Here is a 26471-nt window from a genome sequence, read left to right on the forward strand (position 1 = left end):
GTTTCCGCCCACTCGTAGTTCGTTTCAGTCGGGTATTAGTTCTCGCCATGAATAAACACGCAGTCCTGGGCGTGGTAACCGGCACCGAGATCTAGCGAGCATCGCGCAAGCCAAGGGCGATGAGGGGCCTTTCTTTTGGCACCGTCCAGATAACTGGGAAACGAGGGTGTGACGGTGCCCCGAAGAAACACCGTCAGGCGCTGAAGAACGATTAACGGTTGATGGTTTTCATCATTTGCGCGGTATAACGCTCACCTTGTACAGGCACCTCGGCCAGAACCTCACCAAGTTCGCGAAGGTCTTCTACGGTCAACTCCACGGTTGCTCCGCCTACGTTCTCTTCAAGGCGATGCAGCTTGGTAGTACCTGGTATAGGCGCAATCCACGGCTTTTGTGCCAGCAGCCAAGCCAGCGCAATCTGGGCGGGGATGGCTTGCTTGCGGTGGGCGATTTCACCGATCAGGGTGACGAGATGGTGGTTGGCCTCGCGGGCACCGTCAGCAAAACGAGGCAGATTGTTCCGGACATCGCCGTTGGAGAAGGTCGTGCCGGCATTAATTTTCCCGGTCAAAAAACCTTTGCCCAATGGACTGAAGGGAATGAAGCCAATCCCGAGCGCTTCGAGGGTTGGCATAATTACCTGTTCAGGCTCACGGGTGAACATTGAATACTCACTTTGAAGTGCCGACAGCGGCTGCACCGCATGGGCGCGACGGATAGCATCTACGCCGGCTTCACACATGCCAAAGTACTTGACCTTGCCTTCGGTGATGAGGTCGCGCACGGCCCCGGCAACATCTTCCATAGGCACGTTTGGATCGACGCGATGTTGGTAAAACAGGTCAATGCAGTCGGTCTTCAAGCGCTTGAGTGATTCTTCCGCCACTTGGCGGATGCGCTCAGGTCGACTGTCCAGCCCTGCGGCGGGAGTGCCGCCCTTAAAACCGAATTTTGTCGCAATGACGATCTGCTCGCGAAATGGTTGAACGGCTTCGCCAACCATTTCTTCGTTGACTTGCCCATAAGCTTCTGCCGAATCGAAGTGGGTGACGCCACGCTCAAAGGCCGCCCGGATGAGTTTGATTGCGTCCGCTTTGTCAGTGGCGGTGCCATAGCCGAATGTCAGGCCCATGCAGCCCAGGCCAATGGCTGACACTTCGAGGCCGTTGCTGCCGATTTTGCGCTTATGCATCATCCATCTCCTTTTGTGGGTGTTGGAAATCAACCCACAAATTGTTTGGTTATTGGGGATTCAGCGACTTTATAAACATCTCCCCCATTAAAGAAGTGGCATACTGCGATAACCGGTATGAGGTTAATTCATAATGCCACAGAACGATTTCAACAGCCTTGCGGTGTTCATCACCGTTGCGCGCGAGCGCAGTTTCACCAAGGCTGCGGCCCATTTGGGCGTGTCCCAATCTGCTATTAGCCATAGCATTCGCAGTCTTGAGGAACGTCTTGGTATTCGCTTGCTGGCTCGAACCACACGCGGCGCGTCGCCGACCGAAGCCGGCGAGCGATTGCTTGTGAGCCTTGTGCCCTACTACGAGGGGATAGAAGCCGAAATTGCCGCGTTAGGAGAGCTGCGTGACAAACCGGCCGGAACTATCCGGATCACCTCGCCCGACCATGCGGCATCTACCATTCTCTGGCCGAAACTCTCTAGGTTGCTGCCGGAATATCCCGATCTGACTCTAGAGATCAACATCGGCTACCGGTTAATCGATATCGTCGCTGAACGCTTCGACGCCGGAGTGCGTATAGGCGATCAAGTGGCAAAGGACATGATCGCAGTCAGGATTTCCCCTGACTTTCGAATGGCTGTGGTGGGGGCGCCGAGTTACTTTGCTCATCGTGCGAAACCACAGATTCCCCAAGACCTGACAACTCATAACTGCGCGAACCTGCGTTTGCCCACTCATGGTGGTTTGTATGCCTGGGAGTTTTCCAAGGCCGGCAAGGCGCTACAGGTTCAGGTGTCTGGCCAGATGATCTTTAGCAATTCACCCCAAATAATGGCCGCCGCTCTGCAAGGATACGGGTTGGCATATGCACCGGAGGATCTTGTCCAGGCATATGTCGAGGATGGTCGGTTGATCCGTGTTCTTGAAGACTGGTCGCCAACTTTTCCTGGATATCACCTATATTATCCGAGCCGCAGGCAGTCATTGCCAGCCTTTGCACTGATAGTCAATGCGCTCCGCTACAAGAGTTAAACGACTAAGTATTTGCCTGCGCCGCCAATTGAGCGTGTGGCTCACTCAGTTCATGTAGCGCAGGGTTCGCGCATCATCGAGGCAGTGCGTAGGCCACCACGTAATCCCCCTTTGAAGTCGTGGCGGAGTTTCCGCCCGCGCTGATAACCACAAATTGCCTGCCGCTTTTCGGAGAGATGTAAGTCATCGGCGTTGCTTCCGCGCCAACAGGCAGGCGCCCTTTCCACAACTCCTTGCCGGTGCGCACGTCAAACGCGCGGATATAAAAGTCTTGCGACGCTGCAATGAACACCAGACCTGTAGAGGTTGTTATCGGCCCTCCACGTGTGGGCATGCCGATAGGCATGGGCAAGTGTGTGGCGATCCCCAGAGGACCGGTGTCTTCAGTCGTTCCTAGCGGCGTTGACCAAGCGACTTTGCGCGTTGCCAAATCGATAGCGCTGATTGTCCCATAGGGTGGCTCCTGGCAAGGAATGCCCAAGGGCGACAGGAAACGCCCCATCTCGATACCCCAGGGCGTGCCTGCCTGCGGAGCGTTACCCTCGTGGCCGCCATTTTTTACGCTTGCTTCGTCGTAGGCTTTGCGGGGGATCATGCGATTCCAGATGGCAACCCGAGTGTCATTCACAATCAGATAGCCGAGGTTCTCAGCGATTGAAACCGAACCCCAATTCATACCACCCAGCCAGCTCGGGTATTGAATCGTCAGGCGCTCACTGGGCGGCGTGAACTCGCCCTCATAGCGTGCTTTACGAAACTCGATTCGGCAGATGAGTTGATCTACCGGTGTGAGGCCCCACATGCGCTTTTCACTAAGCGGCTCAGTGCCGATTGCGGGCATGCCTACTGAATAGGGTTGGGTCGGTGAACTGCGATCATCCGGTACACCCCCCTGAGGAACAGGGCGCTCCTCAACGCTGGCTATCGGAGTACCGGTGCGCCGGTCAAGCATGAAGATCTGCCCGCGCTTGGTCGTCTGGATCAACGCCGGCACCATAGCTCCATGGCCGTCCGGAACATCATAAAGGGCTGGCTGGGAGGGCACGTCATAGTCCCATAGATCGTGATGCACGGTCTGAAAGTGCCAGCGCTCACGGCCTGTAGCGATGTCAAGTGCGACGATGGACGACGAATACTGGTCATCAGCGGGAGATCTATGACCGCCCCAGAAATCAGGCGTCGCGTTCCCCGTTGGCAGATAGATCAACCCCAACTCATCGTCAAACGCTGGTATCGACCACACGTTCGGAGTACCTGAGGTATAGCTTTGTCCTTCTGGAGGCTCGCGTGTAATCGTGGGGTTACCCAAGTCCCATGCCCAGACCAACGCGCCTGAGCGAACATCGAAGGCACGCACAACACCGGACGGTTCCCCCGTTTTCTGGTTGTCCCACACAAGCCCACCGACCACGACCAGGTCTCGGACAACGGTGGGTGCTGCGGTCGGAAAATAGAGTTCCTTGTCCGGGCTCCCCATGCCAATCCGCAAGCTGACGCTGCCATTGTCACCAAAATCTTTACAGGTCTCACCCGTCTAAGCGTCCACCGCGATCAAGCGGGCATCCACCGTTGTCGCTATGATCCGACGCGCGCAAGCCGCCACAGGTACTTGGGTGTCCGTCGTTGCTACATCAGCGGTGTCCTCGTAATAACCCACACCACGACAGCGTGGGTACACGTTATTGGCCTCAACCCTGGGGTCATGGCGCCAGATCTCCTTCCCCGTCTCATCGTCTAGGGCGAATAACTGGCTGGACTGAGTGCAGCCGTAAAGCATGCCGTTGACGTGCAGTGGCGTCACGACATGGGCCTCTTTAGCCTCCTTAGGAATCTCGCCCGTTCGGTATGTCCAGGCAACCTTGAGCTCAGCTACGTTCAGCGGGTTGAGCGTATCCAAAACAGCGTGCCGGGTGCCGGAAGGTGTACGCCCAAAGTGCCGCCAGTCGGCGGCAGGTTCGACTATGCCAACCGCTTTACCGGGGACTGGACTCGGTGCAGCGTCAGCAGTCTGAATAGGCTGCGGCTGCAGTGCTGCATAGAATGTTCCCGCGAGCGCGACAGCAACAACAAACGCGCCAGCGTATGAAAGCCTGGCCACCAAAGGCGTGCCACCAGAAAGTAGCTTTGGGGTGCCTAGCAGTATCAGGAAAGCCAAGGCAGCCAGCGCCATCAACCTTGAAAACAGAGGCCAAAATGCGAAACCCACGTCCCATACCGACCACGCTATAGACGCAATGAACAGGGCAAGATAAAGCAACGATCCTGACAGACGCCCACGTAAAAGAAGTCCCCCGGATGCGGTCATGCCCAAGCCTGCCACGGCAAAGTACCGGGAGCCTCCCAAGTTAATCAGATAGATTCCAGCGATGAGCATGAACAACCCTGGTAGCAAGGTAATTACGCCCAGTGCGATAAGCAGCGCACGGGGTGTCCTGGACAGCTTCATTTCTGGCATAGATCATTTCCTTGATACTGGGGAGAGCGTTGGCACTCGTGGCATTGAATTGCTACAAGTGGGCGTGGCGAAGCTCGGAGGTCAACGCATGATGAAACCGCCGTCCACAGAAATGGATTGCCCTGTCACATAGCTGAGCGAACGCGTTGGCAGTTGCCCAACCAATTCCAGAGCCTGCACCTGTGACCAGTGCAACTTGGTTTTCAAATGAAAAACTCATCGAAGATCCTCAACTTTAAAGGTGATCAGATACAGGACGTACCCACAGCACGCAGGCTGCGGCGAGCAGACAGCCAAAGCCACACATGCCCACGACCGAGCCCATGGGCCAGGGAGTGCCATCGGCAAACCGTGCCACCAGTGCTGAGCCCAAAATACCGGCTCCGTACTGCATAGCGCCGGCGAGTGCTGATGCAGTGCCAGAAAACTGGGGAAGGCAGTTCAATGCTCCCGTGATGGCGTTGGCCAGAACAAAGCCTGTGGCAGTGACGAACACGAAACAGCCACAGATGAGCAGCGGCAGTCCGCCCCAGTCAGCCCAGGTGGTGAATGCGATCAGGGCTCCGGCACTGGCCGAGATGACCCCGCCCACAAACAGCACTGCGTCGGCGTCATAGCGATTGAGCAATCGAGCATTGAGTTGATTGGTGACCATAAGCCCAATGATGCCGGCGCCGAACAGCACGCCGTACCACTGCGGATCAACATGGTGGTAAGCGATGTACGCAAAGGGCGAGCCCGCGATGTAGGCGAAAGTACCCGCGTAGAAAAACCCGCCAGTGGCAACGTAGGCCAGAAACCTGGGCGTGCGCAGCAGCAATCCATAGCGCTGGATGATGGTTTGTAGCGAAGTGTGGCTGCGCCGGGAGGCTGGTAAGGTTTCGGGTAAAAGTACCAGACTAGCTAGCGTGGCCACCCCCAGCACTACCAGGGTCCAGAAGATGGCTTGCCAGGAGAACGAATGCAAAATCTGCCCGCCAACCGTAGGGCCCGCCAGTGGTGCGACCGCCATGATGGTCATCAAGGTGGACATTTTCTGGCCGGCTTGCCGGCCTTCATAAAGGTCACGCACCATGGCCCGTGCGAGAACCACATTGGCACAGGCCCCTAATGCTTGCACCACACGCCAGACGACCAGGGTGGTGCCATCACTGGCCAGCGCACAGCCGGCGGATCCCGCGATGAAGAGCAAGCAGCCAAGCGCGACAGGCAGCCTTCGGCCATAGCGGTCACTGAACGGCCCCCAGAACAGTTGCCCTGCGCTGAACCCAGCCAGGTAGCCGCTCACGGTCAGCGCCATCGTGCCGCCGTCTGTGTGTAAAGAGGTCGCCATAATTGGCATTGCTGGCAAATAGAGGTCGGTAGAAATCGACGCGAAGGCCAACAAGGCGCTAAGGATCAACAGAATCCGGATGCCGTGCCGCGGTTCGTGCCCCGTTTGCGCTTCTCCAGAACGAGGCTCAGCCAATGCTATTTCTCTCACCGCGCGTTGCCTTCAGGAAAAATTCGAAGAGTCGCAGCTCGCGAGCGCTCGCTGATCATAGGAGCCAGATAGCTGCTGGTGCTGTACTTGGCTCGGTAGGCGTCGTCGATGGGATCATTGACGTCACCGCTAACCGGTTCAAACCTGACGTCGATCGTCTTGCCGGCTGTGATAATCCTACCGGCCCTTTGTTCAAGTGCAGCCTGGTACCAACGGGACTGAACGCCGTTGTAAGCACGCACATAGAGGTCACCTTCCACCTCAACGCACCATATAAATGTCGGCGTACCGTAGTTCACCATGTCCTGTCGAAATACCGAGATATGTAAGTCGTCTGCTTTGACGATAGTGCCAAGCTCACGCTGATCCCACTTCATGGGTGCCTCCTTTTGCTGCGATGTGCTGACCGCATCCGCGCTTGCGGCGTCAGTGCTGAGGCCACTGCAGATAAACAACGAGCTCAATGCCATGCCTGGAAGTAGTCGAGTGCTCATATTTGATTCCTCCTCAGCGACGGTTGCGGTGGCTGACATGCGTATAAAATTCGAGTGTGCTAAAACTAATCACTGAGTCAGCCCTTGAATACCGGGCTTAAGTAGGATGCTCTACTGAGCAGCACTCATTAATGTTAGGAGAGCCGGGGTAGAGCGACCGCCCGGATAACTTTCGGACTGCTGAGCTCGGCTCACCGGATCATGTTGGTTTTGGTGGTAGTACAGAAGGCAATGCTGATCTAGCTTGTGCGCTTGAACGCCCACTAGCAGGAGCTTGTCTATGAGAGGATTTATCAAGACGTCTTCGTTGGCCGTAGTGATGTGTACCGCCATCTCTGCCCATAGCGCCGAGATTCCAAACGATCAGGTAATGGCCGTCACGCGAAATGGTGAACAACCTTCGATGATGGGAGCGCCAGCCAACTTTGTTGGAAACGCGCGCATCGACCTTCTTTTTCCGGCACGCGCACCCTCGACTGTCTCGGCAGGCGCAGTCACTTTCCAGCCCGGAGCACGATCTGCCTGGCATACCCACCCCAAAGGCCAAACCTTGATAGTCACGGCGGGTACCGGCTGGGTACAACAGGTAGGCGGAGAGAAGATCGTTATCAAACCAGGCGACGTCATCTGGACACCGCCCGGCGTCAAACATTGGCATGGGGCTACCGCGATTACAGGGATGACTCATATGGCCATCCAGGAAGCTGTCGACGGGAAAAACGTCGAGTGGATGGAACTGGTCAGCGAAGCGCAGTACGAGGCTTCCCGATGAGCTGGGCAAAAGCAGGCGTCGCCTGCCTGACCCTGTTACTAGTCGCGTGCTCGACCAAAGACCCCATGTCCGCACATCGCTCTCCGGAAGTGCCGACTCTTGAGGACATGCGTGCAGTATCTCCCGCGCTGGCTCATAACACTGAGACCACCCTCCTGGGTGAGGTGTGGAAACGCCCGGGCTTATCGCCCCGCGATCGCAGCCTAACCACACTGGCGGTGCTGATTTCCAAGCAGCAAACGGTCGAGTTGGCGTATCACCTCAATCTGGCACTGGACAACGGCGTCAAGCCTTCGGAGATTTCCGAAGTCATCAACCACCTGGCGTTCTATACCGGTTGGGGCAACGCAACCGCTACGATTCTTGTCACCAAAGAGGTATTCACCCGGCGCGGGACCACTCCGGATCAATTGCCGCCTGCCTCACCTCCCCTACTCGCTATCGACCAGGCTTCCGAAAAGGTTCGTACGGCGTATGTCGATAAGAATGTAGGGCCTGTGTCTGCGGGTCTTGTCCATTACACCAGCGCTTCTCTGTTCCACGACTTGTGGTTGCGCCCAGGCCTGGCCCCACGTGATCGAAGCCTCGTCACGGTAAGCGCCCTGATCGCCACGGGACAAGTGGCTCAGCTGGCCGCTCACCTTAATCGTGCGATGGATAACGGCCTAACGCAGGCTCAAGCCTCGGAAATGTTGACTCAGTTGGCCTTCTACGCCGGGTGGCCCAACGTGTTCACCGCCGTGCCGGTAGTGCATGAGGTGTTCACGAGCCGACAAAAACCTCAGATGCAAAGGGATGGGTAAAGATAGCTGGTCGGGGCTTGCGAACGTGGGCCGCCGTAAAATGATACTGGAAGGCGGAGCGTTGTAGCGGCGCCTTTTTGTAGCCTACGGCAGATTTAGTCCTGCAGTGTCTGCCACGCAAAAGCAGTCATGTGGCTTTAGTATTACTTCCTTCCCCAGCGGCCGCGTTGAACACGAGTGGCTGCTCACGCGGCGCCTGGGTTAGGAGTGAGTTATTGGGCTGGGACTCCCTCAATCAAGTAAACATCTGTGTTAGCTGATCGCTGGCGGATTTTCCTGAGTTCGGTGTACTCCGCAGAGTTGTACCAAGCCTGGGCCTTTTCGATGCTTTCAAATTCGATAACAACGCGTCGCCGCTTCGGCGCTACACCCTCAAGCGAAATAGTCTTGCCGCCACGCACGACGAAGTGCCCGCCATAGGGTTTGAAGGTGGCTTCAACCCCTGCGCTGTAAGGCTTCATACCTTCTGGATTGGTAATTTCAAACTCGCCGACATAGTAGGCCGGGGCATGTGCGTACGAAGCCTCAGACGCCATTACCTGAAAACTATTCATTGAGACAAACGCAAGACCCGCTGCTGCAAGCGCCATCACTCTTAAACTCTTCATCACATTTCCCCCATTTGAAAAAACTTGGCTCTGCGCACGACTCCCTAATGACCCGTCAGTTCGAACAGATCTATCATCGACCCGGCTGAATGCTGAGTTAAACCGGGAAGGTCTCGATCAACTCTTTAGACAGGATCATCGACTGAGTCGTTTTCACGTATTCTTGAAAATGCGGTGAAGCAATATGGCTTTGATATGCCGCTCCATCCGATTAGATTGCAAAGAAATGGAGCCTATTCGGGTGTCCTTTTTCTGCAACTGAGTAGAGAGTCAGCACACCCAGTTCAAGACGGACGGAGTCGGCCATTTCCTCTTTGACGGCAACTTGACAAGCCGCCAGTTGAGAAGGATCGATGACAAGCTGCGCAATACGCACAATTTGCTCAGAAGGTGGTGCGGCAACCGCTGATCCCACCCAAACACCACTAAAAAAACATGGCCTTGAGGATTGATATTCGCATTTATACTTCTCTGATGAAGGACTGCGAAGCCTTGCCTCAGCCATCGCTCACGATTGTCCCTGATTAAACCAGATAACCGTTAGGAGTGGTCAAGCCGCGGCCGGCAGCTGTATTCAATCCCCGATACCTTAGTACCCGCCAATTCCGGGCCTTTGTGGACATTACTGAGCGCTACTCATGGATTCATCCTTAAAATCGCAGTTATCAGCTAGAACGCAGTGCCATAGGCTCTAGTCATGAAAATACGGCACTGCGTGCCGTCATTGCCCTCACATTAGACGTGCGCCGGTAAGTCATCAGTAACTGATACCCGCTTATGCCACACACATTGCGATCGGAGACGTTCATGAACCCCGAAAATCCCACCGCATCCGGAGCGGGAATAGAGATGTCCCGCCGACAAGTGCTCATTGGCACCGCAGGCACTGCGGTCACTGCGGTTTTGGCAAAGGTCGATCACGCCCAAGCGACCGCCAATATCAAATCGACAGCGCAAACTCCGCCAGTCAGTCATGTGACGTTTACCCTCAACGGGCGGCGAGTTGCCCTGGATGTCGACAACCGCACCACGCTTCTGGACGCCCTTCGAGAAAGGCTGCATCTGACGGGCAGCAAGAAAGGCTGTGACCACGGCCAGTGCGGCGCCTGTACGGTGATCGTTGAGGGTCGACGAATCAACGCGTGCCTGACACTTGCGGTCATGCACGAAGGCGACAGCATCACCACCATTGAAGGCCTCGGTACCCCGGACAACCTGCACCCACTGCAAGCAGCGTTCATCAAGCATGACGGATACCAGTGCGGGTACTGCACGCCTGGCCAGATCTGCTCGGCAGTCGCGATGCTTGAAGAAATAAAAGCCGGCATACCCAGTCACGTCAGCGGTGATCTGATTGCCAAGAGCCAAGTCAGCGCCGTCGAAATCCGGGAGCGCATGAGTGGGAATATCTGCCGTTGCGGTGCGTACTCCAACATCGTCGACGCCATCCAGGAATCAGCAGGAGGCGAGGCATGAAGTCCTTCACGTACGAACGCGCCGCATCTATGCAGCAAGCGGTTAACGCTTGCGTAAGCCACGAGGGAGCCCGATTCATCGCCGGTGGTACCAATTTGCTCGATCTGATGAAACTGGAGATCGAGACCCCGCAGCATCTGATTGATGTAAACGGATTGGCGCTCGACAAAATCACCGCGACGAACGAAGGCGGGCTAAGGATTGGCGCCATGGTGCGCAACACTGATCTGGCGGCTGCGCCACAGGTGCGTCGAGACTATGCCGTCCTCTCCAGGGCGCTGCTTGCCGGCGCGTCAGGACAATTGCGCAACAAAGCCACGACGGCAGGCAATCTGTTACAGCGCACCCGGTGTGCGTACTTCTACGACACTAATCAGCCCTGCAACAAGCGTCGCCCGGGAACTGGCTGCTCTGCAATGGGCGGTGCCAGTCGGCAACAAGCGGTCATAGGTGTCAGCGATGCCTGCATTGCCAGCCATCCCAGCGACATGGCGGTGGCGATGCGAGCATTGGGCGCCAAGGTAGAAACACTCAATTCAGACGGTCACGTCAGAACGATTGAGATCGACCACCTCTACAGTGCCCCAGGGAGCACCCCTCATATCGAAAACGTCCTTGGGCCAGGCGAGCTGATTACCGCTGTGACCTTGCCCAAGCCTGTTGGCGGCGAGCACATCTACTACAAGGTTCGTGACCGTGCGTCTTATGCGTTTGCGCTGGTTTCAGTCGCTGCGATCGTGCTGCCCGATGGGACGGGGCAACTAGCCCTTGGGGGTGTCTCATACAAGCCCTGGCGAAGTGAAGCGGCCGACGCTTTTCTGCCTGACGGCGCTAAAGCCGTAGCAACACACTTGCTGGCTGGCGCTAATCCAACTACCCAAAACGCTTTCAAAATCAAACTGGCGGAACGGACGATCGGTCTGGCTTTGTCCAGTTCGTCTTCTTCACAACGGCCTCGCACGGCTGCGGTCGATTGACCAGGAGTATGCCTAATGAAGTTTGATACGCCCGCGAGCACAAACCCGATAGATCAGATGAAGGTGATCGGTCAGCCAAAGGATCGTGTTGAGGGCAAACTGAAGACGACCGGCACAGCCACCTATGCTTACGAACAACGAGCCGCACTAAGCCCTCCCGCCTACGGCTATGTTGTCGGCTCGGCAATCGGCAAAGGTCGGATATCGTCTATCGATTCAAGCGAGGCACGGCAAGCCAGCGGTGTCATCGCCATCGTCACCCACGAAAATGCAGGTCAATTGGACAGGGGTGAATTTTACGTTGATCGGGCACTTGCCGGGCCGAAAGTCGATCACTATCACCAAGCCGTAGCAATCGTCGTGGCAGAGACGTTCGAACAAGCCAGGGCGGCTTCGGCATTGCTGAGGGTCTACTACGTCAGAGAAACTGGCGCCTACGACCTCTCAGCACAGCGAGCGTCTGCCACTACGCCAGCGGCGGGCGCGTTTGGCCCTCCCCCACACACTGAGATCGGGGATTTTGAAGGCGCATTTACGCAGGCCGCAGTGACACTCGACGGCCATTACACCACTCCGGATCATGCGCACGCGATGATGGAACCTCACGCTACCATTGCTCAATGGCAGGGTGACAAACTGACGCTTTGGACGTCGATCCAACAGATGAATTGGGGCGTCAGAGACCTGGCTAAAACACTGGGGATTCCCAAAGGGAACATTCACCTCATTTCGCCCTACATCGGCGGCGGCTTTGGCGGCAAAGGCACTATCTTGTGCGACGCGGTATTGGCATCTCTTGCCTCGAAAGAGGCTGGACGCCCGGTGAAGGTCGCACTTCCCCGACCGCTTATGTTCAACAACCTGACCCATAGGCCTGCGACGATTCAAAGAATCAGGCTCGGTGCCAACTCCGACGGCAAGCTCACTGCCGTTGGTCATGAGAGCTGGTCGGGCAATCTGCGAGGTGGGCGCACTGAAGCCGCCACCGCATCGACCCGAACATTGTATGCGGGTGCTAACCGCATGACCCGCCTCTATCTTGCCCAACTCGACCTTGCTGAAGGGAGCGCCATGCGTGCGCCCGGTGAAGCGCCGGGCATGATGGCTCTGGAGATTGCCATGGACGAGATGGCAGAGAAACTGGGGATGGATCCCGTAAGATTTCGTGTTATCAACGACACCCAAGTAGATCCCGAGCAGCCGGATCGCCGGTTCTCTCAACGCCAGTTAGTAGAGTGCCTGAATAAGGGGGCTGATCATTTCGGCTGGGCGCGACGTAACACCCATCCGGCCAAAGAACTCCGTGACGGATGGTGGGTTGGCTTGGGAATGGCCTCCGCGATCCGAGGTGCACCTACGACAAAGTCCGCTGCTCGAGTCCGGCTTGACCGCGAAGGCATAGTCACCGTCGAAACTGACATGACCGACATCGGCACCGGCTCTTACACGATTATTGCCCAGACTGCTGCGGAAATGATGGGCGTGGATATGGACAAGGTAAACGTAAACTTGGGCGACTCGCACTTCCCGGAATCATCCGGTTCGGGCGGTCAATGGGGCGCTGCCTCATCTACGGCAGGCGTCTACGCTGCTTGTGTGAAGCTCAGGGAAGCCGTTTCGATGAAGCTGGGCCTTGATCCGACCCTCACCGAATTTGTCGCTGGCCACGTTCGTCAAGGGTCGATAAGTCTGCCATTGACCACTGCGACAAAGAACGGCGAGCTGGTGTCCGAAGACTTCATGGAGTTTGGCGACCTCGCCAAGGAGTACGCTCAGCAAACTTTTGGCGCCCATTTCGTTGAGGTTGGAGTAAATGCTGCCACTGGCGAGATCCGTATTCGTCGTCAACTGGCAGTGTGCGCAGCGGGCAGGATACTCAATCCAAAAACGGCACGAAGTCAGATCATCGGGGGAATGACCATGGGCGCCGGTGCTGCGCTCATGGAGGAAATGGTCGTGGATCATCGCCTAGGTTTTTTTGTTAATCACGATCTGGCCAGCTATGAAGTGCCGGTACATGCCGACATCCCCCATCAGGAGGTTATTTTCCTGGATGAGGTTGATCCCTATGCCACGCCGTTGAAGGCTAAAGGCGTCGGCGAGCTAGGTATTTCTGGCGCCGCTGCGGCGATTGCCAACGCTATCTATAACGCGACCGGCATTAGAGTCCGTGACTATCCCATTACGCTCGATAAGCTGATTGACCACTTGCCGGAAGTCGGCTGACCTTAACGCTTTACCATCGGAGTCATCAATGCAGCTGAGCCGCACGAACCTGGCAGATATCATTTATTTCCTTGCCATCGCTCGGCACCAGAGCTTCAGGAAAGCTGGGCTGGACGTGGGGATCAGCGCGTCTGCGCTAAGCCATGCCATGAAAGGGCTAGAGACACGGTTGGGCGTTCGACTGCTTAACCGCACAACACGAAGCGTGACGCTTACGGCAGCTGGCGAAGAGCTGCAGGGCCTCATCAGCGCGCCGGTAAATGATATCGGTCAGGCGCTGGAGGCCCTGAACCGGCTGCGCGACGAGCCTGCCGGACGCATCAGACTAAACGTCTTGAGCGACGGCGCGAAACTCATCCTCGGCCCGGTCCTCCCAGTCTTCGTTGATCGCTATCCGGATATAGAGGTTGACCTCACCGTCACGAATCGAATGGTAGATGTCATTGGTGACGGCCATGATGCGGGGATACGTTACGGCGGGACGGTGCCCGAAGACATGATCGCCCAGCGACTCTCTCCCGATGTCGCTTGGGCCGTCGTTGGCGCGCCGGATTACCTGCAGCGTTTCGGAATTCCGATGCATCCGGACGACCTGCACCATCATCGGTGTCTGCGTGTGCGCCTGGGCAATGCACGCATCTACCACTGGCAGTTCTCGAAAGGCGGTCAGCAGATGGAGATAGATGTGCCGGGGCCCATCACTATTGATGAGGGTCGCGTCGGTGTGGCGATGGCTATGCGCGGCGTAGGCTTGATGTACGTCCCGCAGAAGGTAGTCGAGCGGCAGATTGCGGAAGGATCTCTGCAGCGGGTCCTTGTGGATTGGACTCACTATGACCCAGGCTTTCACATTTACTACTCAAGTTTCAGACAGATACCTGTTGGTCTGCGCCTGCTCATTGACCTCATACGTGAGCTTGAGCCGATGGGGCCACTCCCCTAGCCGCTACTCGTTGATCCATAGAGGATAAGTCGTGCTTGATACTCGACGAAAACTCTTGGAGGTCACTGACTGCTTGTACCGACTCTTAAGCTATACAGGGATCTACTTCTCCACAAAATGACTGACACAGGTTGGGCAAAGCATTGATTCAGGAGCATCCAGAAGAACGGCGGCCTGCTCAATCCCAAGAAGGCGCTGTTGGTCAGATCCATACTTTTTACCTGGCCTATAGAATCGACCAAATTGCCCTTGTGCCTACCGATGACTTGCTTTAGCTTAGCTCGTGTGATGGCTACGGGCCATGCCTCTTCGGCATGACACCGGGTAGCAATACTTACAACGCCCTGGACTACCCATGAAAAGATTTGTCGTACTCGACAGTTTCCGCGGCCTCTGCGCGGTTGCCGTCGTGCTGTTCCACACTTACGTGGTGCAAAGCATTGCCGAACTCGAGTTTTTCAAGAACGCCTTCCTGCTTGTGGAGTTCTTTTTTATCCTCAGTGGTTTTGTCTTGTTTCACACCTATGGCCAGCGTTTGAACAACGCGACCGATTATAAAAATTTCTTCATCAGTCGTACGGCTCGCCTGTATCCCCTGCACCTGACCATGTTGGGCGTTTACCTGGTGCTGGAAATGGGTCGCTCGCTGGCTGAGAGGAAGGGCTTCAGTTTCAACGAACCGGCGTTCAGCGGCGCCACGTCGATGGACGAATTTCTGCCCAACCTGCTCCTGCTGCAATCCTGGCTGAACAGCGCCATGACCGGCTCGTTCAATTACCCCTCCTGGAGTATCAGCATCGAGTACTACCTGTACTTGATATTTGGCGTCATGGCAGTGCTGGCGCGCACCAGCAAGGTCAAGGTCTTCGCAATGGTGTCTCTGGCGGCCTTCATCACCTTGTGGAATGGTGAATCCTGGCTGAAGCTGGAAATCTTCCGCGGCGCTTCGTGCTTCTTCGCCGGTGCATGCCTGTACGTGCTCTACGATCGCATCAAGGACCTGGACCTGGACGCCGTGGACTTCAATCTGCTGGAGATTGCCCTGGTGCTGGGCAGCTATCGTCTGCTGGTGTCGAACATCGATCACAAGGGCGTGTATGCCAGCCTGCTGTTCTGTGTCTTGATTCTGGTATTTGCGTTCGAGCGCGGCGTGGTTTCGCGACTGCTGCACCAGCGCTTTTTCGTCTGGCTGGGCGCCCTGTCGTTCTCCATCTATTTGACGCACGCAGCCATTCTGTTTGTTTTCAAGAGCGCCGTGATCGTGCTGTCGAAAGTGCTGCACACCGACCTGACAGAGACCCTGCAGGGCCATGACATGCCCAACATGGTCAAGTACATCTCGACCCACAGCATATGGCTCGACAACGGCATCGTGGTCTTACAGTTGGCGGCGGTACTGCTTGTCTCGACATTGACCTACAAGTATGTCGAGATGCCGGGCGTGCAATTGGGCAAGCGACTGACTCGCCGCAAAGGCGCAACGCCGGGCCCTACCCTGCAAGGCACCGTGCAGTAACCTCTCAGGTATCCTCCGGCCGTGCCTCTTAGGGACGGCCCACGTGCCATGTGCCACGACAACCCACTTAACCAACCCCATCAGCTTTTCCCTGGCCACTTCATGCCAAGGACCTTGTAAACCTCGGCAACCACCTGCATCGCTGCCTGTTCGACACTGCCGTCATTACGGCAGCAAACCCAGCCATGATCTGCAATCGCCCGTTCGAACGCCTGGGTACAAGCGACATGTTCTTGCAAGGTATGGATCACCGTACTGCTGAGTCCGCGCCGTCGAGCAGCTGCCCTCGCCCATGAAATATCAGGGTCTGTAACAACCCCGACATGCAGGTCGGGCACTCGCACGTTTCGATCGATGTTCAGCTGCAGAATGTCTGCGAATGGGACCATCCGGCGAAAAGCGGCCTCCGATGGGTACCAGCGATCGATCAGGATGATGCTGTCGCGTGGCTGCCGAGTCAGCACGTTTTGGGAGATCCAGGCCCGGCTCTGGGCAAAACGCTCACAGATCTCCCACTCCAGATCCTCACGGGGACTTCTCGCAAGTTGGTTGACCAGAATCATGGTTCCAGCCCTGAGCGGATCGCTCTTGCGCTCGCATAACCGGATCACTTTTTTGTCGTCGGCCCTCAATATTTTGGTCACGGCCTCCAACAGCGTGGTTTTACCGGTGCCCTTGGGCCCGTCGAGAGAAACGAATAATGGAAGATTCATTGTTCACGTAACGATTGATATACGGTTCATTTGCTCTCAGATGTCACTGCCCATCATGCCGGGGTGAGTGTCGAAGTCATACTGTTGAATGACTGTTGCTCCGTAAACAGTTGGAAAATATATATCTGAATCAGAGCAGTCTATTCCATTGTGATCGTTGCGATGGTTTTTATAGTGCGATTTAATCTAAGGACGCTGCACTTCGACGCTCGTTTTGTCTGGTTGAAAATCCTGAATGGCAAGCTGCGTTCGAATGCGTTCTTCGCGATTGCTCGGTCGTGGGTTTGTGACTGAGTGTCCACTACAACACAGCCATCTTTTGGCGCTCTGGTGAATACGATGGCAAAACACATTCAAATCCTCGACGGCGGCATGGGCCGAGAGCTGTCGCGAAACGGTGCACCGTTTCGTCAACCCGAGTGGTCTGCGCTGGCGCTGATCGAAGCCCCGGAATATGTCCGCCAGGCACATGACGCGTTCATCGCTGCCGGTGCGCAGGTCATTTCCACCAACAGCTATGCCGTGGTGCCCTTCCATATCGGCGAAGCGCGGTTCGAGAACGACGGCACCGCTTTGGCGCAGCTGGCGGGCACCCTCGCCCGCGCCGCTGCCGATGCCAGTCCTTACGCCGTTCGCGTCGCCGGGTCGCTGCCTCCCCCGCTTGGCTCGTACCGCCCGGATCTGTTCGAGCCGGTGCAGGCTGGCAAGGTCCTGCGGGTGCTGATCGACGCGCTGAGCGAGCATGTCGATCTATGGCTGGCAGAGACGCAAAGCTCCATTGCGGAAGTCAGGCTGGTGGCCGAGTTATTGAAAGACGACCCGCGACCACGCTGGTTTTCCTTCACGCTGGATGACGCGCTGGACGCCCAGGGCAAGGCTCGCCTGCGATCTGGCGAAAGCATCACCGACGCCGTGTTGGCGGCAGTCGAACTGGGCGCGGCTTCCGTGCTGTTCAACTGCAGCCCGCCGGAAGTCATGAGCGCTGCCTTGCTCGAGGCTGGCGCACACAGCAGTTTACCGCTCGGCATCTATGCCAATGCCTTCGAACCGTCGGACCATAAACGGGGTGCCAACGTCGGCATCAGCGCACTGCGCCGCGACACCCAGCCGGACAATTACCTGCGATGGGCGCGTGAGTGGGTCGATCAGGGTGCCAGTATCGTCGGCGGTTGCTGTGGCATCGGTCCGGAACACATTCGCGCACTGTCGACCGCCCTCGCCGGCTCCGACTTCGTACCCGTTGCCCAGGATGCCCTGCATGTTTGATCGTCGCTCGTTCATCAAGGGTACCGGAGCGGCCGCGATGACAGCGGCCATGACCTCCGCCTGGCCGTTGGCCAATGCCTTCGCGCAGGAGCCACAGGCCCCCAGAAAAGGCGGCCACCTGACAATCGGCCTGGACAACGCGTCGACCACAGACCGCCTGGATCCGGCCTTCTGGTTCGAAAGCTGGATGTATTTCACCGGCAGTCAGCTGTTCAATGCTTTGGTGGAAGTCGACGATAGCGGAGCAATCGTGCCTTCACTCGCCGAATCCTGGTCCAGCGATGACGGTGGCCGCAAGTGGGTCCTGAACATCCGCAATGGCGTGCATTTTCATGATGGACGCGCCTTGAGTGCAAAGGACGTGGTCTGGTCGCTCAACCACCACCGCAACGAGAAGTCGTCCTCCCCGGTCAAGGTCTATCTGGACCCGGTCACGAGCTTGAGAGCCACTGCGGATCACGAGGTCACTGTCACGCTGGCGGAGCCGAACGTCGAGTTCATCGCCTTGCTGTCAGCGGTGCATTTCGTGATCACGGCCGAAAACGAGGCCTTCGAAAAAGCCATCGGCACCGGCGCTTTCATTCTGGAAAGCTTCCAGCCGGGCGTGCGCATGCTGGTCAAGCGCAACCCCAACCACTGGAACCCTTCACGGGGCCATGTCGACTCCGTCGAAACCCTGGCCATGAATGACTCGACAGCCCGGGTCGCGGCGCTGGTCAGTGGTTCCGTGCAGATCATCAATCGGGTCAATCCGCGCATAGTCGGGCGCATCGAAAAGCTGCCCTCGATTCAGCTGGTGCGGGACAAGGACAGTCAGATATTCACCCTGCCCGGCCTGGCCCACGTGGCGCCGTTCGATTCCCTCGATGGGCGTCTGGCACTGAAATACGCGATAGACCGGCAACAGTTGATCGACACGGTCCTGGGCGGGTATGGCTCGCTGGGCAACGACAATCCAGTCTTCCCATCGAACCGGTACTTCGCGCGGGATATTCCCCAGCGACCTTACGACCCTGATCTGGCGCGCTTCCACTGGCAAAAAGCAGGGTTCGCAGGCCCGCTCAAGCTCTTCGCGGCAGACGCGGGCTTTCCAGGGGCGGTGGATGCGGCTCAGCTGTATCAACAGTCGGCGCAAAAGGCTGGCATTCCCCTGGGCATCGAACGGGTGCCAAACGACGCATTCTGGACCGATACCTGGCTGAAAAAGCCGTTCTGCACCTCCAATTGGGGGGCACGCCCCACTGCCGATGCATTGCTGTCCATGGTGTTCACCAGCCAGGCCCCCTGGAACGAATCCGCTTGGCGCGTCCCGGCTTTCGATCAATTGGTGAAAGCGGCGCGTGGCGAAACCGATGAAGACAAACGCCGGCAGATCTACCACGACATCCAGGTGATGCTGGTCGAGCAGAGCAGTGAAATCATCCCGCTGTACGCCGATGCGCTGGCAGCCACGCGCAAGAACGTCAAGGGTTTCACGTCGGTGCCTGGGGTGCCCCTCAGTGGCAACCGAGCCGCCGAGAAAGTCTGGCTGGAAGGATAAAGTCGATGTCGGTGACACTTTCGGTTATCGCTCGCGCGGGGGGGCAAGGCGCGCTGGCAAGCATGATTGCGCGGCGCCTGGCGGTCGGCATGGTCATGCTGCTGGCGACTTCGCTGTTGATTTTCATCGGCCTGAACCTGCTACCGGGCGATACGGCAACCGCAATTCTGGGTCAGTCCGCAACCCCTGCGGCGATCCAGGCCCTGAAGCTGCAACTGGGCCTGGATCAGCCGGCCGGGTGGCGTTATGTGCAGTGGCTGGGTGGGGTGCTGCAAGGTGAGTTCGGCGTCAGCCTGAGCTCTCGGGAAACCATCTCTACGGCCCTCTTGGAACGGCTGCAAAACACCCTGTTCCTGGCAGGCATCACCGCGTTGGTCGCGGTACCGCTGGCGCTGATCATGGGGTTCGTTTCGGTACGTTTCCATGGCGGCTGGGTCGATGGCCTGTTGAGCCTGGCAAGTCGCACCACAGTGGCCTTGCCCGAATTTTTTTCCGGCTACCTGCTGATCTTCATCTTTTCGATGACCCTCGCGTGGTTGCCCAGCAACAGCAGCGTGCAGGCAGGGATGCCGTTCTCGGACCGATTGACAGCCATCGCACTTCCCATGGCCACGCTGGTACTCGCCGTGCTGGGCCACATGAGCAACATGACCCGAGCGGCGCTGCTCAATGCCCAGCGCAGCAGCTACGTCGATACCGCCGTGCTCAAGGGGCTTTCACCCATGCGGGTTTTGTGGCGGCACGTCTTGCCCAATGCCTGGGGCCCGATCATCAACGTCATCGTGTTGAACATGGCCTACCTGATGGTGGGCGTGGTGATCGTGGAAAACGTTTTTGTCTATCCCGGCCTGGGCCAATACCTGGTCGACAGCATCGGCAAACGGGACGTGCCTGTGGTCCAGGGGTGCGCGCTGGTGCTGGCAGCCATCTACATCCTGCTGAATCTGTTCGCCGACGTGATCGCTTTGTTGACCAACCCCCGTCTACGCCACGGAAAATAATCCATGCCCGCACCGAAAATCGTTCACCTGCCCGGCATCGTCGGTCTGGTTCTGTTCGTGGCCGTCGCCTTGTTCGCGCCTTGGCTGGCGCCCCATGCTCCCGACCAGGTGATTGGCACAGCCTGGGATGTCCCGTCGACGCTGGCGCCTCTGGGCACCGACAATCTGGGCCGCGACCTGCTGTCGCGGCTGATCTGGGGCACGCGCACGTCGCTGTCGGTGACTGCCGCCGCAGCTCTGGTGGCGTTCGTCGGGGGAACGACGCTGGGCTTCATCGCTGGAGCTGCCGGGGGCTGGATCGACCAACTGATCTCGCGTATCAACGACGTGCTGATGGCGATACCGACGTTGATACTGGCGCTGGTGATTCTGGCAACGCTGCCCAAGACCCTGGCTGTGATCATTCTGGTGCTCGGGCTGCTGGAGGCCACTCGCATTCTGCGCGTGGCGCGTGCCTTGGCGGCGGATATTGCCGCCATGGAGTTCATCGACGTGGCGCGCATGCGCGGAGAAAGCATGGCCTGGATTCTGCTGCGGGAAATTCTGCCCAATGCCCTGCCCATCCTGATCGCGGAATTCGCCCTGCGCTTCGTTTTCATTCTGCTGTTTCTGTCCGCGTTGTCTTTCCTCGGGCTGGGCATTCAGCCCCCTACGGCAGACTGGGGCGGATTGGCCCGGGATAACAAGGACGGCGTGTTGTTCGGTGTGTGGGCCGCATTGATACCGGGTGCAGCGATTGCCGTGTTGGCGCTGTGCATCAATGCGCTGGCTGATTGGCTGCTGAACGGCAACACACGCCAGTGGGGAGCGCGCAACCATGACTGATTTGACCCACGCCTCTGCACCTCCACTGTTGTGCGTCGACCAGTTACGAATTGCCGCCAGAGGCGAGCCTGGGCAGATGCTGGTCGATAACCTGTCCTTCACGCTCAATGCCGGAGAAGTGCTGGGTCTGATCGGCGAGTCCGGTGCGGGAAAATCCACTGTCGGCCAGGCGACCCTGGGTCACCTGCGTGAAGGTATGACGCTGGCAGGCGGAGGTGTCCTGTTCCATGGGCAGGACCTGCTGCGCCTTGCCGAACCTGGCTTGCGACGGATACGCGGCAGGCGCATCGCGTACGTCGCACAATCGGCTGGATCGGCCTTCAACCCGGCCCTGACCATCGGTGCCCAGGTGATCGAAGCTGCGAAGTTGCACGGGCCAATGGATGCGGCCACGGCCAAGGCGCGGGCACTGCAGCTGTTCACCGAGTTCAGTCTGCCGGAGCCTGAAACTTTCTATACACGCTATCCGCACCAGGTGTCGGGTGGGCAGTTGCAGCGGGCGATGATTGCCATGGCGCTGTGCAGTTCGCCCGAGCTGATCGTCTTCGACGAGCCGACAACCGCATTGGATGTCGTCACCCAACTGGGCATTCTTCAGGCCATTGCACAGGTCATCCGCCGGGCAGGTGTAGCCGCCATCTACATCAGCCACGACCTAGCCGTGGTTGCACAACTGGCCGACCGCATCATGGTGTTGCGTCATGGCCAATGCGTGGAGCACGGGACGACGCAGCAGATTCTGCAAAGGCCGACGCAGCGCTACACCCGGGATCTGCTCGATGCCGGATGCACTTCTCGCGGTCCAGGCGTTGTTCCATCGGTGCAGAAAGAACTGCTGACCATCCGCTCACTGAGCGCCAGGTATCACCATCGGCCGGTATTGGACGACGTTTCCCTGCGTCTGTGGCAAGGCTGCACGCTGGCGCTCATCGGCGAATCAGGATCAGGTAAGTCGACCTTGGGTAGAGCCATTTGCGGATTGCTCACGGACGTTGGCGGGTCGATGACGCTGAACGGCAAGGCGCTGCCGTTGACGCTCGGCCAGCGTGCCCACCAGCACCTGCAGCAGGTCCAGCTGGTCCATCAGATTCCCGATAGTGCGCTCAATCCCAGACTGTCGATCGGCGATCAGCTCGATCGCGCCGTGCAGAAATTTACCGGGTCAAGCCGACAGCTGCGGCAACAACGGGTGATCGCATTGCTGGGCCAGGTGGGCCTGCCTGCAGACATCGCAAAGCGACTGCCGCACACGCTTTCCGGGGGGCAGAAACAGCGCGTATGCATTGCACGCGCGCTGGCTGCCGAGCCTGCACTGATCATTTGTGATGAACCCACTTCGGCGCTGGATCCGCTGGTTGCCCAGGAGATTCTGGCGTTGCTGCGGCATCTGCAAGCCGAAACGGGCATGTCGTACCTGTTCATCACCCACGACCTGCACGTCGCCAAGCAGATTGCCCATGAGGTGGCGGTGTTGCGCAACGGCCGTATCGTTCACCGAGGACCCACTGCTGAAGCACTCAGCGCACCGTTTGATGACTACACACAGAGCCTTGTCGAATCGGTACCGCAAATGCGGCAAGACTGGTTGGCGCAGATGACCGGTTGATAGCGCGTCGTTTTTCCCAGAGTGCGCCAGGTGTTCAGCTGGGCCTGGCTTTGAACGTCAACGCAAAGCCCAGCAACACCACCCCGGCGAAGCCCGCCGGGAACAGCCAGATACTTTTCCAGTCATGTTGCATGCCCGTTGCATAGTGATCGGTCACCTGCCCCGCTACCCAGAAGCCAATCAACATGCCCAACCCATAGGTGGCCAGGGTGATCAGGCCCTGTGCCGAGCTGCGGAAGCGTTCAGGCGTCTTGGCGTCGGTGTAGATCTGCCCGCAGACGAAAAAGAAGTCGTAACAGACACCATGCAACGCGATGCCGATCAGCAGCATGGCGACTTCTTCCCCGCCGCTGCCATAGGCGAACAGCACGTAGCGCAGCACCCAGGCGAACATGCCGACCAGCAGCGCGATCTTGATGCCGAAGCGGGCAATGAACAGCGGCAGCAGGAGCATGAACAGTACTTCGGACACTTGCCCGATGGCCATCTTCGCGGTGGGATTCGCGATGCCGATCTCGGCCAGGAACGGGTTGGCGTTCTGGTAGTAGAAAGCCAGTGGTATGCAGATCAGGATCGAGGCCAGGAAGAAGATCAGGTAGCTGCGGTCCTTCAGAAGCCCCAAAGCATCCAGGCCCAGCACTTGACTCAGTCCCTTGCGCTCGCTGGTGGCCTGCAAAGGTGCCGTGCTGGGCAGGGTGAAGCTGTACAGCCCAAGAAGCAGCGAAGCGACGGCCGACATCAGGAAAGTATTACGCAGTGCGCCACCGGCGATACCTTGAGCAGAATCCCAGGCGAAAACCATACTGATCACCACGCCGGCGACGATCCAGCCGATGGTGCCCCATACCCGGATGCGGGAAAACTCGCGAGCCGGTTCTTTCATCTGGCGGAAGGCAACCGAGTTCACCAAGGCCAGGGTCGGCATGTAGGCCACCATGTAGGCCAGGACATAGGGATAGAACGCGGCGAAATCCGCTGCTCGATAGAGTTGATACAACAGCACCGCGCCCAGCAAGTGCAGCACGGCAAGGATACGTTCGGCGTTGAACCAGCGGTCGGCGATCAGACCGATGACGAAGGGCGCAATGATCGCTCCCCAGGATTGCGTCGAGAATGCCAGCCCGATCTGGCTGCCGCTGGCGCCCAGGCCCGTCGCCAGGAATGTTCCCAGGGTGACGAACCAGCCACCCCAGATGAAGAACTGCAGGAACATCATCACGCTCAGTCGGGCGTTCATCGTTTTCATTGCGCTCACCGTTTTATTGTTATGGCAGGTGTCGGTCGAAAGCTTGGGCGGTTCAGTCTTCGAGCAAACCCAGTAATCTTCGGTTGGATTGCACGTCGGCGGATACGCCGGCGAAATCATCGAAAGCGCGTTGCGTGCGCTTGATCATGTGTCGCTCGATGAAGGCAGCACCCTCACCTGCGCCTTGCGCCGAATCCTTCAGGCAGCATTCCCACTCGAGCACGGCCCAACCGTTGAAGCCGTACTGGGTCAACTTGCTGAAGATCGATTTGAAGTCCACCTGGCCGTCACCCAGCGAGCGGAAGCGGCCCGGCCGATCGACCCAGTCCTGGTAGCCGCCATACACGCCGGAGCGGGCATCGGGACGGAACTCGGCGTCCTTGACGTGGAACATGCGGATGCGCGCGTGGTAACGATCGATGAAACCCAGGTAGTCCATCTGCTGCAGCAGCAGGTGGCTGGGGTCATACAGGATGCCGGCACGCGGATGGTGGTCGACTGCCTGCAGGAAGCGCTCGAACGAGGCACCGTCGTGCAGATCCTCACCGGGGTGAATCTCGTAGCACAGGTCGACACCGGCCTCTTCGAAACAATCGAGAATCGGCAACCAGCGCCTGGCCAGCTCGGCAAAACCCTGCTCGACCAGACCATTGGGCCGCTGCGGCCACGGGTAGACATAGGGCCAGAGCAAGGCGCCGGAAAAGGTCGCGTGGGCGGTCAGGCCCAGGCGTTGGCTGGCTTGTGCGGCAAGCTTGAGCTGCTCGATGGCCCACTCGGTGCGGGCTTGTGGAGCATTACGCAAATGCACCGGGGCGAACTCGTCGAACACCGCGTCGAAGGCAGGATGCACGGCGACCAGTTGACCCTGCAGGTGGGTCGACAGCTCGCTGATCTGCACGCCGGCTTTGGCGCAGACGGCATTGAGCTCGTCGCAGTACGCCTGGCTTTGCGCTGCACGCTCCAGGTCGATGTAGCGCGTGCCTAGCGTGGGCAGTTGGATCGACTTGTAACCTTGTGACGCAGCCCAGCCAGCGATGTTGGCCAGGTTGTCGAAGGGCGCTTCGGGCGACATGAACTGCGCCAGGAATATACCTGGGCCACGCAGCCCCGTCTCGGCAGGAAGGTTCATTGTGCGGTACTCCGTGAGGAAGATGGGCAGATCAGTTCGGTCCACTTGGCGTCGCCGCGGTGGTTGATGAGTGCGGCCTCGATGAAGGCCATCCCGCGCAGGCCGATGTGCATGCCGGGTACGCCCGGCACCTGGTTGCCGGCCACACCCGCCTGGATGGCGTCGGCAAAATCCACGTACAGATTGGCCATCGCCTCCAGGTAACCTTCGGGATGCCCTGCGGGCAAACGCATCCGGCGTGTGGCGGCGTCGCTGAGCCAAGGTTGGCCAAGACCTGAACGCAGGATGCGCATGGGCTGGTCCAGCGAACGGTGGATCAGACTGGACGGTTCTTCCTGCCGCCATTCCAGCCCGCCCAACTCGCCATAGACGCGGATCTTCAACGGATTCTCTTCGCCGGCGCAGACCTGGCTGGCGATCAGAACTCCGCTGGCCCCGCCGCTCATCTTGATCAGCACACTGACGTCGTCGTCCAGTTGGCGACCTTCGACATGGGAGCCGAGCATGGCGCTGAGGCAGTACACCTGCTGGTCGGCAACGAATTCAGCCAAACTAAACGCATGCGTACCGATGTCGCCGATGCAGCCGCCAATGCCGGATTGTTCCGGGTCGTCGCGCCAGTCGGCCTGCTTGTTGCCCTGGCTGGCGATGTCCTGGCTGAGCCAGCCTTGCGGGTATTCGACGATGACTTTACGCACGGCACCGATGAGGCCATTGCGCACCAGCTCGCGGGCTTCCCAGACCATGGGGTAACCGAGGTACACGTGGGCAAGGCCATAGAGCCGGTCACTGCCGGCCAGGGTTTGGTCCAGTGCCTGCAGCTCGGCCAAGTTCAAAGCGGCGGGTTTTTCGCTGAACACATGGAAGCCTGACTGGATCGCGCGCTGTGCAACGGGCGCATGCAGATGATTGGGCGTGACGTTGACCAGCAACTGCATGCGCTGGTCTTCGGGGAGGCGCGCTTCGGCGTCGATCATCTCCCGCCAGTCGCCATAGACGCGCTGTGGCGCGAGCCCCAACGCGTTTCCAGTACGCTGATTGTTCAGCGAATCGCGGCTGAAAGCACCGCACACCAGATCGAATCGCCCATCCAGCGCCGCCGCCTGCCGATGTGCCAGGGCAATGAACGACCCTTCCCCGCCACCGACGAAACCCATTCTGGTTTTTTGCATG

At 58.2% G+C, this 26471-nt stretch carries 22 protein-coding genes and 1 pseudogene; 13 read left to right on the top strand and 10 right to left on the bottom strand.

Annotated elements, in window-relative coordinates; genetic code table 11:
• Window positions 1–211: 211 nt before the first annotated feature.
• Window positions 212–1192 (bottom strand): aldo/keto reductase, encoded by a 981-nt coding sequence (locus IFT80_RS07685; protein WP_192137147.1) that lies wholly within the window; start codon window positions 1190–1192, stop codon window positions 212–214.
• A 133-nt stretch (window positions 1193–1325) separates the two neighbouring features.
• Here IFT80_RS07685 and IFT80_RS07690 point away from each other — a divergent pair, with 133 nt between their 5' ends.
• Entirely contained in the window at window positions 1326–2219 is an 894-nt protein-coding gene (locus IFT80_RS07690; RefSeq protein WP_192057074.1) for a LysR family transcriptional regulator, read from the top strand.
• A gap of 73 nt (window positions 2220–2292) precedes the next feature.
• On the opposite strand, the pseudogene IFT80_RS07695 reads toward IFT80_RS07690, so the two are convergent.
• The 3 genes and pseudogenes from IFT80_RS07695 to IFT80_RS07705 all read right to left on the bottom strand — a co-directional run bounded on the left by IFT80_RS07695 (window position 2293) and on the right by IFT80_RS07705 (window position 6534).
• Window positions 2293–4674 (bottom strand): annotated as a pseudogene (locus tag IFT80_RS07695) (membrane-bound PQQ-dependent dehydrogenase, glucose/quinate/shikimate family).
• Window positions 4675–4909: 235 nt separating this feature from the next.
• Window positions 4910–6142, bottom strand: a complete 1233-nt coding sequence (locus IFT80_RS07700; RefSeq protein WP_192101982.1) for a multidrug effflux MFS transporter — start codon at window positions 6140–6142, stop codon at window positions 4910–4912.
• A gap of 11 nt (window positions 6143–6153) precedes the next feature.
• Window positions 6154–6534 (bottom strand): DUF2255 family protein, encoded by a 381-nt coding sequence (locus IFT80_RS07705; RefSeq protein ID WP_192137149.1) that lies wholly within the window; start codon window positions 6532–6534, stop codon window positions 6154–6156.
• Window positions 6535–6970: 436 nt separating this feature from the next.
• On the opposite strand from IFT80_RS07705, the gene IFT80_RS07710 reads away from it, so the two are divergent.
• Both IFT80_RS07710 and IFT80_RS07715 read left to right on the top strand, forming a co-directional pair.
• Window positions 6971–7423, top strand: coding sequence for a (R)-mandelonitrile lyase (locus IFT80_RS07710; RefSeq protein ID WP_446730985.1), 453 nt, complete (start codon window positions 6971–6973; stop codon window positions 7421–7423).
• Window positions 7420–8226 carry a carboxymuconolactone decarboxylase family protein gene (locus tag IFT80_RS07715; protein ID WP_192137153.1) on the top strand — a complete coding sequence of 269 codons (807 nt, stop codon included), beginning with the start codon at window positions 7420–7422 and terminating at the stop codon, window positions 8224–8226. The genes IFT80_RS07710 and IFT80_RS07715 overlap by 4 nt, the downstream gene beginning before the upstream one ends.
• Window positions 8227–8438: 212 nt before the next feature.
• Here the strand turns inward: IFT80_RS07715 and IFT80_RS07720 are convergent, their stop codons facing one another.
• Both IFT80_RS07720 and IFT80_RS21575 read right to left on the bottom strand, forming a co-directional pair.
• On the bottom strand, window positions 8439–8834 hold the full coding sequence (locus IFT80_RS07720) for a DUF1330 domain-containing protein (protein ID WP_192057070.1): 396 nt from the start codon (window positions 8832–8834) through the stop codon (window positions 8439–8441).
• A 211-nt stretch (window positions 8835–9045) separates the two neighbouring features.
• Window positions 9046–9339, bottom strand: coding sequence for a hypothetical protein (locus tag IFT80_RS21575; protein WP_197975798.1), 294 nt, complete (start codon window positions 9337–9339; stop codon window positions 9046–9048).
• A 302-nt stretch (window positions 9340–9641) separates the two neighbouring features.
• Between IFT80_RS21575 and paoA the strand changes: the two genes are divergently transcribed.
• The 5 genes from paoA to IFT80_RS07750 all read left to right on the top strand — a co-directional run bounded on the left by paoA (window position 9642) and on the right by IFT80_RS07750 (window position 15972).
• Window positions 9642–10310, top strand: coding sequence for an aldehyde dehydrogenase iron-sulfur subunit PaoA (gene paoA / locus IFT80_RS07730; RefSeq protein ID WP_185793322.1), 669 nt, complete (start codon window positions 9642–9644; stop codon window positions 10308–10310).
• Complete coding sequence (locus IFT80_RS07735; RefSeq protein WP_192137155.1) at window positions 10307–11287, top strand: FAD binding domain-containing protein; 981 nt, start codon at window positions 10307–10309, stop codon at window positions 11285–11287. Before paoA ends, IFT80_RS07735 begins: the two co-directional genes overlap by 4 nt.
• 15 nt (window positions 11288–11302) lie before the next feature.
• On the top strand, window positions 11303–13513 hold the full coding sequence (gene paoC, locus IFT80_RS07740; RefSeq protein WP_192101977.1) for an aldehyde oxidoreductase molybdenum-binding subunit PaoC: 2211 nt from the start codon (window positions 11303–11305) through the stop codon (window positions 13511–13513).
• Window positions 13514–13541: 28 nt separating this feature from the next.
• Entirely contained in the window at window positions 13542–14456 is a 915-nt protein-coding gene (locus IFT80_RS07745; RefSeq protein ID WP_122478024.1) for a LysR family transcriptional regulator, read from the top strand.
• 355 nt (window positions 14457–14811) lie between these two features.
• A complete protein-coding gene (locus tag IFT80_RS07750) occupies window positions 14812–15972 on the top strand; it encodes an acyltransferase family protein (RefSeq protein ID WP_192057066.1) in 1161 nt (386 codons plus the stop codon).
• Window positions 15973–16052: 80 nt separating this feature from the next.
• Here the strand turns inward: IFT80_RS07750 and IFT80_RS07755 are convergent, their stop codons facing one another.
• Window positions 16053–16685 (bottom strand): dTMP kinase, encoded by a 633-nt coding sequence (locus IFT80_RS07755; protein WP_192137157.1) that lies wholly within the window; start codon window positions 16683–16685, stop codon window positions 16053–16055.
• A gap of 339 nt (window positions 16686–17024) precedes the next feature.
• Between IFT80_RS07755 and IFT80_RS07760 the strand changes: the two genes are divergently transcribed.
• The 5 genes from IFT80_RS07760 to IFT80_RS07780 are packed head-to-tail and all read left to right on the top strand — an operon-like array spanning window position 17025 to window position 22923.
• Window positions 17025–17951 carry a homocysteine S-methyltransferase family protein gene (locus tag IFT80_RS07760; protein WP_192137159.1) on the top strand — a complete coding sequence of 309 codons (927 nt, stop codon included), beginning with the start codon at window positions 17025–17027 and terminating at the stop codon, window positions 17949–17951.
• Window positions 17944–19491 (top strand): ABC transporter substrate-binding protein, encoded by a 1548-nt coding sequence (locus IFT80_RS07765; RefSeq protein ID WP_192137161.1) that lies wholly within the window; start codon window positions 17944–17946, stop codon window positions 19489–19491. The genes IFT80_RS07760 and IFT80_RS07765 overlap by 8 nt, the downstream gene beginning before the upstream one ends.
• Before the next feature lie 5 nt (window positions 19492–19496).
• A complete protein-coding gene (locus IFT80_RS07770; protein WP_192057062.1) occupies window positions 19497–20492 on the top strand; it encodes an ABC transporter permease in 996 nt (331 codons plus the stop codon).
• Window positions 20493–20495: 3 nt separating this feature from the next.
• Complete coding sequence (locus tag IFT80_RS07775; RefSeq protein ID WP_192057061.1) at window positions 20496–21317, top strand: ABC transporter permease; 822 nt, start codon at window positions 20496–20498, stop codon at window positions 21315–21317.
• Window positions 21310–22923 carry an ABC transporter ATP-binding protein gene (locus tag IFT80_RS07780; RefSeq protein ID WP_192137163.1) on the top strand — a complete coding sequence of 538 codons (1614 nt, stop codon included), beginning with the start codon at window positions 21310–21312 and terminating at the stop codon, window positions 22921–22923. The genes IFT80_RS07775 and IFT80_RS07780 overlap by 8 nt, the downstream gene beginning before the upstream one ends.
• Window positions 22924–22957: 34 nt before the next feature.
• Here IFT80_RS07780 and IFT80_RS07785 read toward each other — a convergent pair whose 3' ends face one another.
• From IFT80_RS07785 to IFT80_RS07795, 3 genes are read right to left on the bottom strand one after another with little or no spacing between them, the layout of a single operon-like run.
• Window positions 22958–24169 (bottom strand): nucleoside permease, encoded by a 1212-nt coding sequence (locus tag IFT80_RS07785; protein ID WP_192137165.1) that lies wholly within the window; start codon window positions 24167–24169, stop codon window positions 22958–22960.
• 52 nt (window positions 24170–24221) lie between these two features.
• The gene (locus IFT80_RS07790) at window positions 24222–25298 is read right to left on the bottom strand and encodes a sugar phosphate isomerase/epimerase family protein (RefSeq protein WP_192137167.1); all 1077 of its coding nucleotides are present in this window, start codon (window positions 25296–25298) and stop codon (window positions 24222–24224) included.
• Window positions 25295–26470: a Gfo/Idh/MocA family protein gene (locus tag IFT80_RS07795; RefSeq protein ID WP_244652366.1), complete on the bottom strand. Its 1176-nt coding sequence runs from the start codon at window positions 26468–26470 to the stop codon at window positions 25295–25297. Before IFT80_RS07795 ends, IFT80_RS07790 begins: the two co-directional genes overlap by 4 nt.
• Window position 26471 lies beyond the last annotated feature (1 nt).

Origin of the sequence: Pseudomonas sp. CFBP 8771 (assembly GCF_014841695.1) — a bacterium.
Classification (GTDB): Bacteria; Pseudomonadota; Gammaproteobacteria; order Pseudomonadales; family Pseudomonadaceae; genus Aquipseudomonas; species Aquipseudomonas baltica.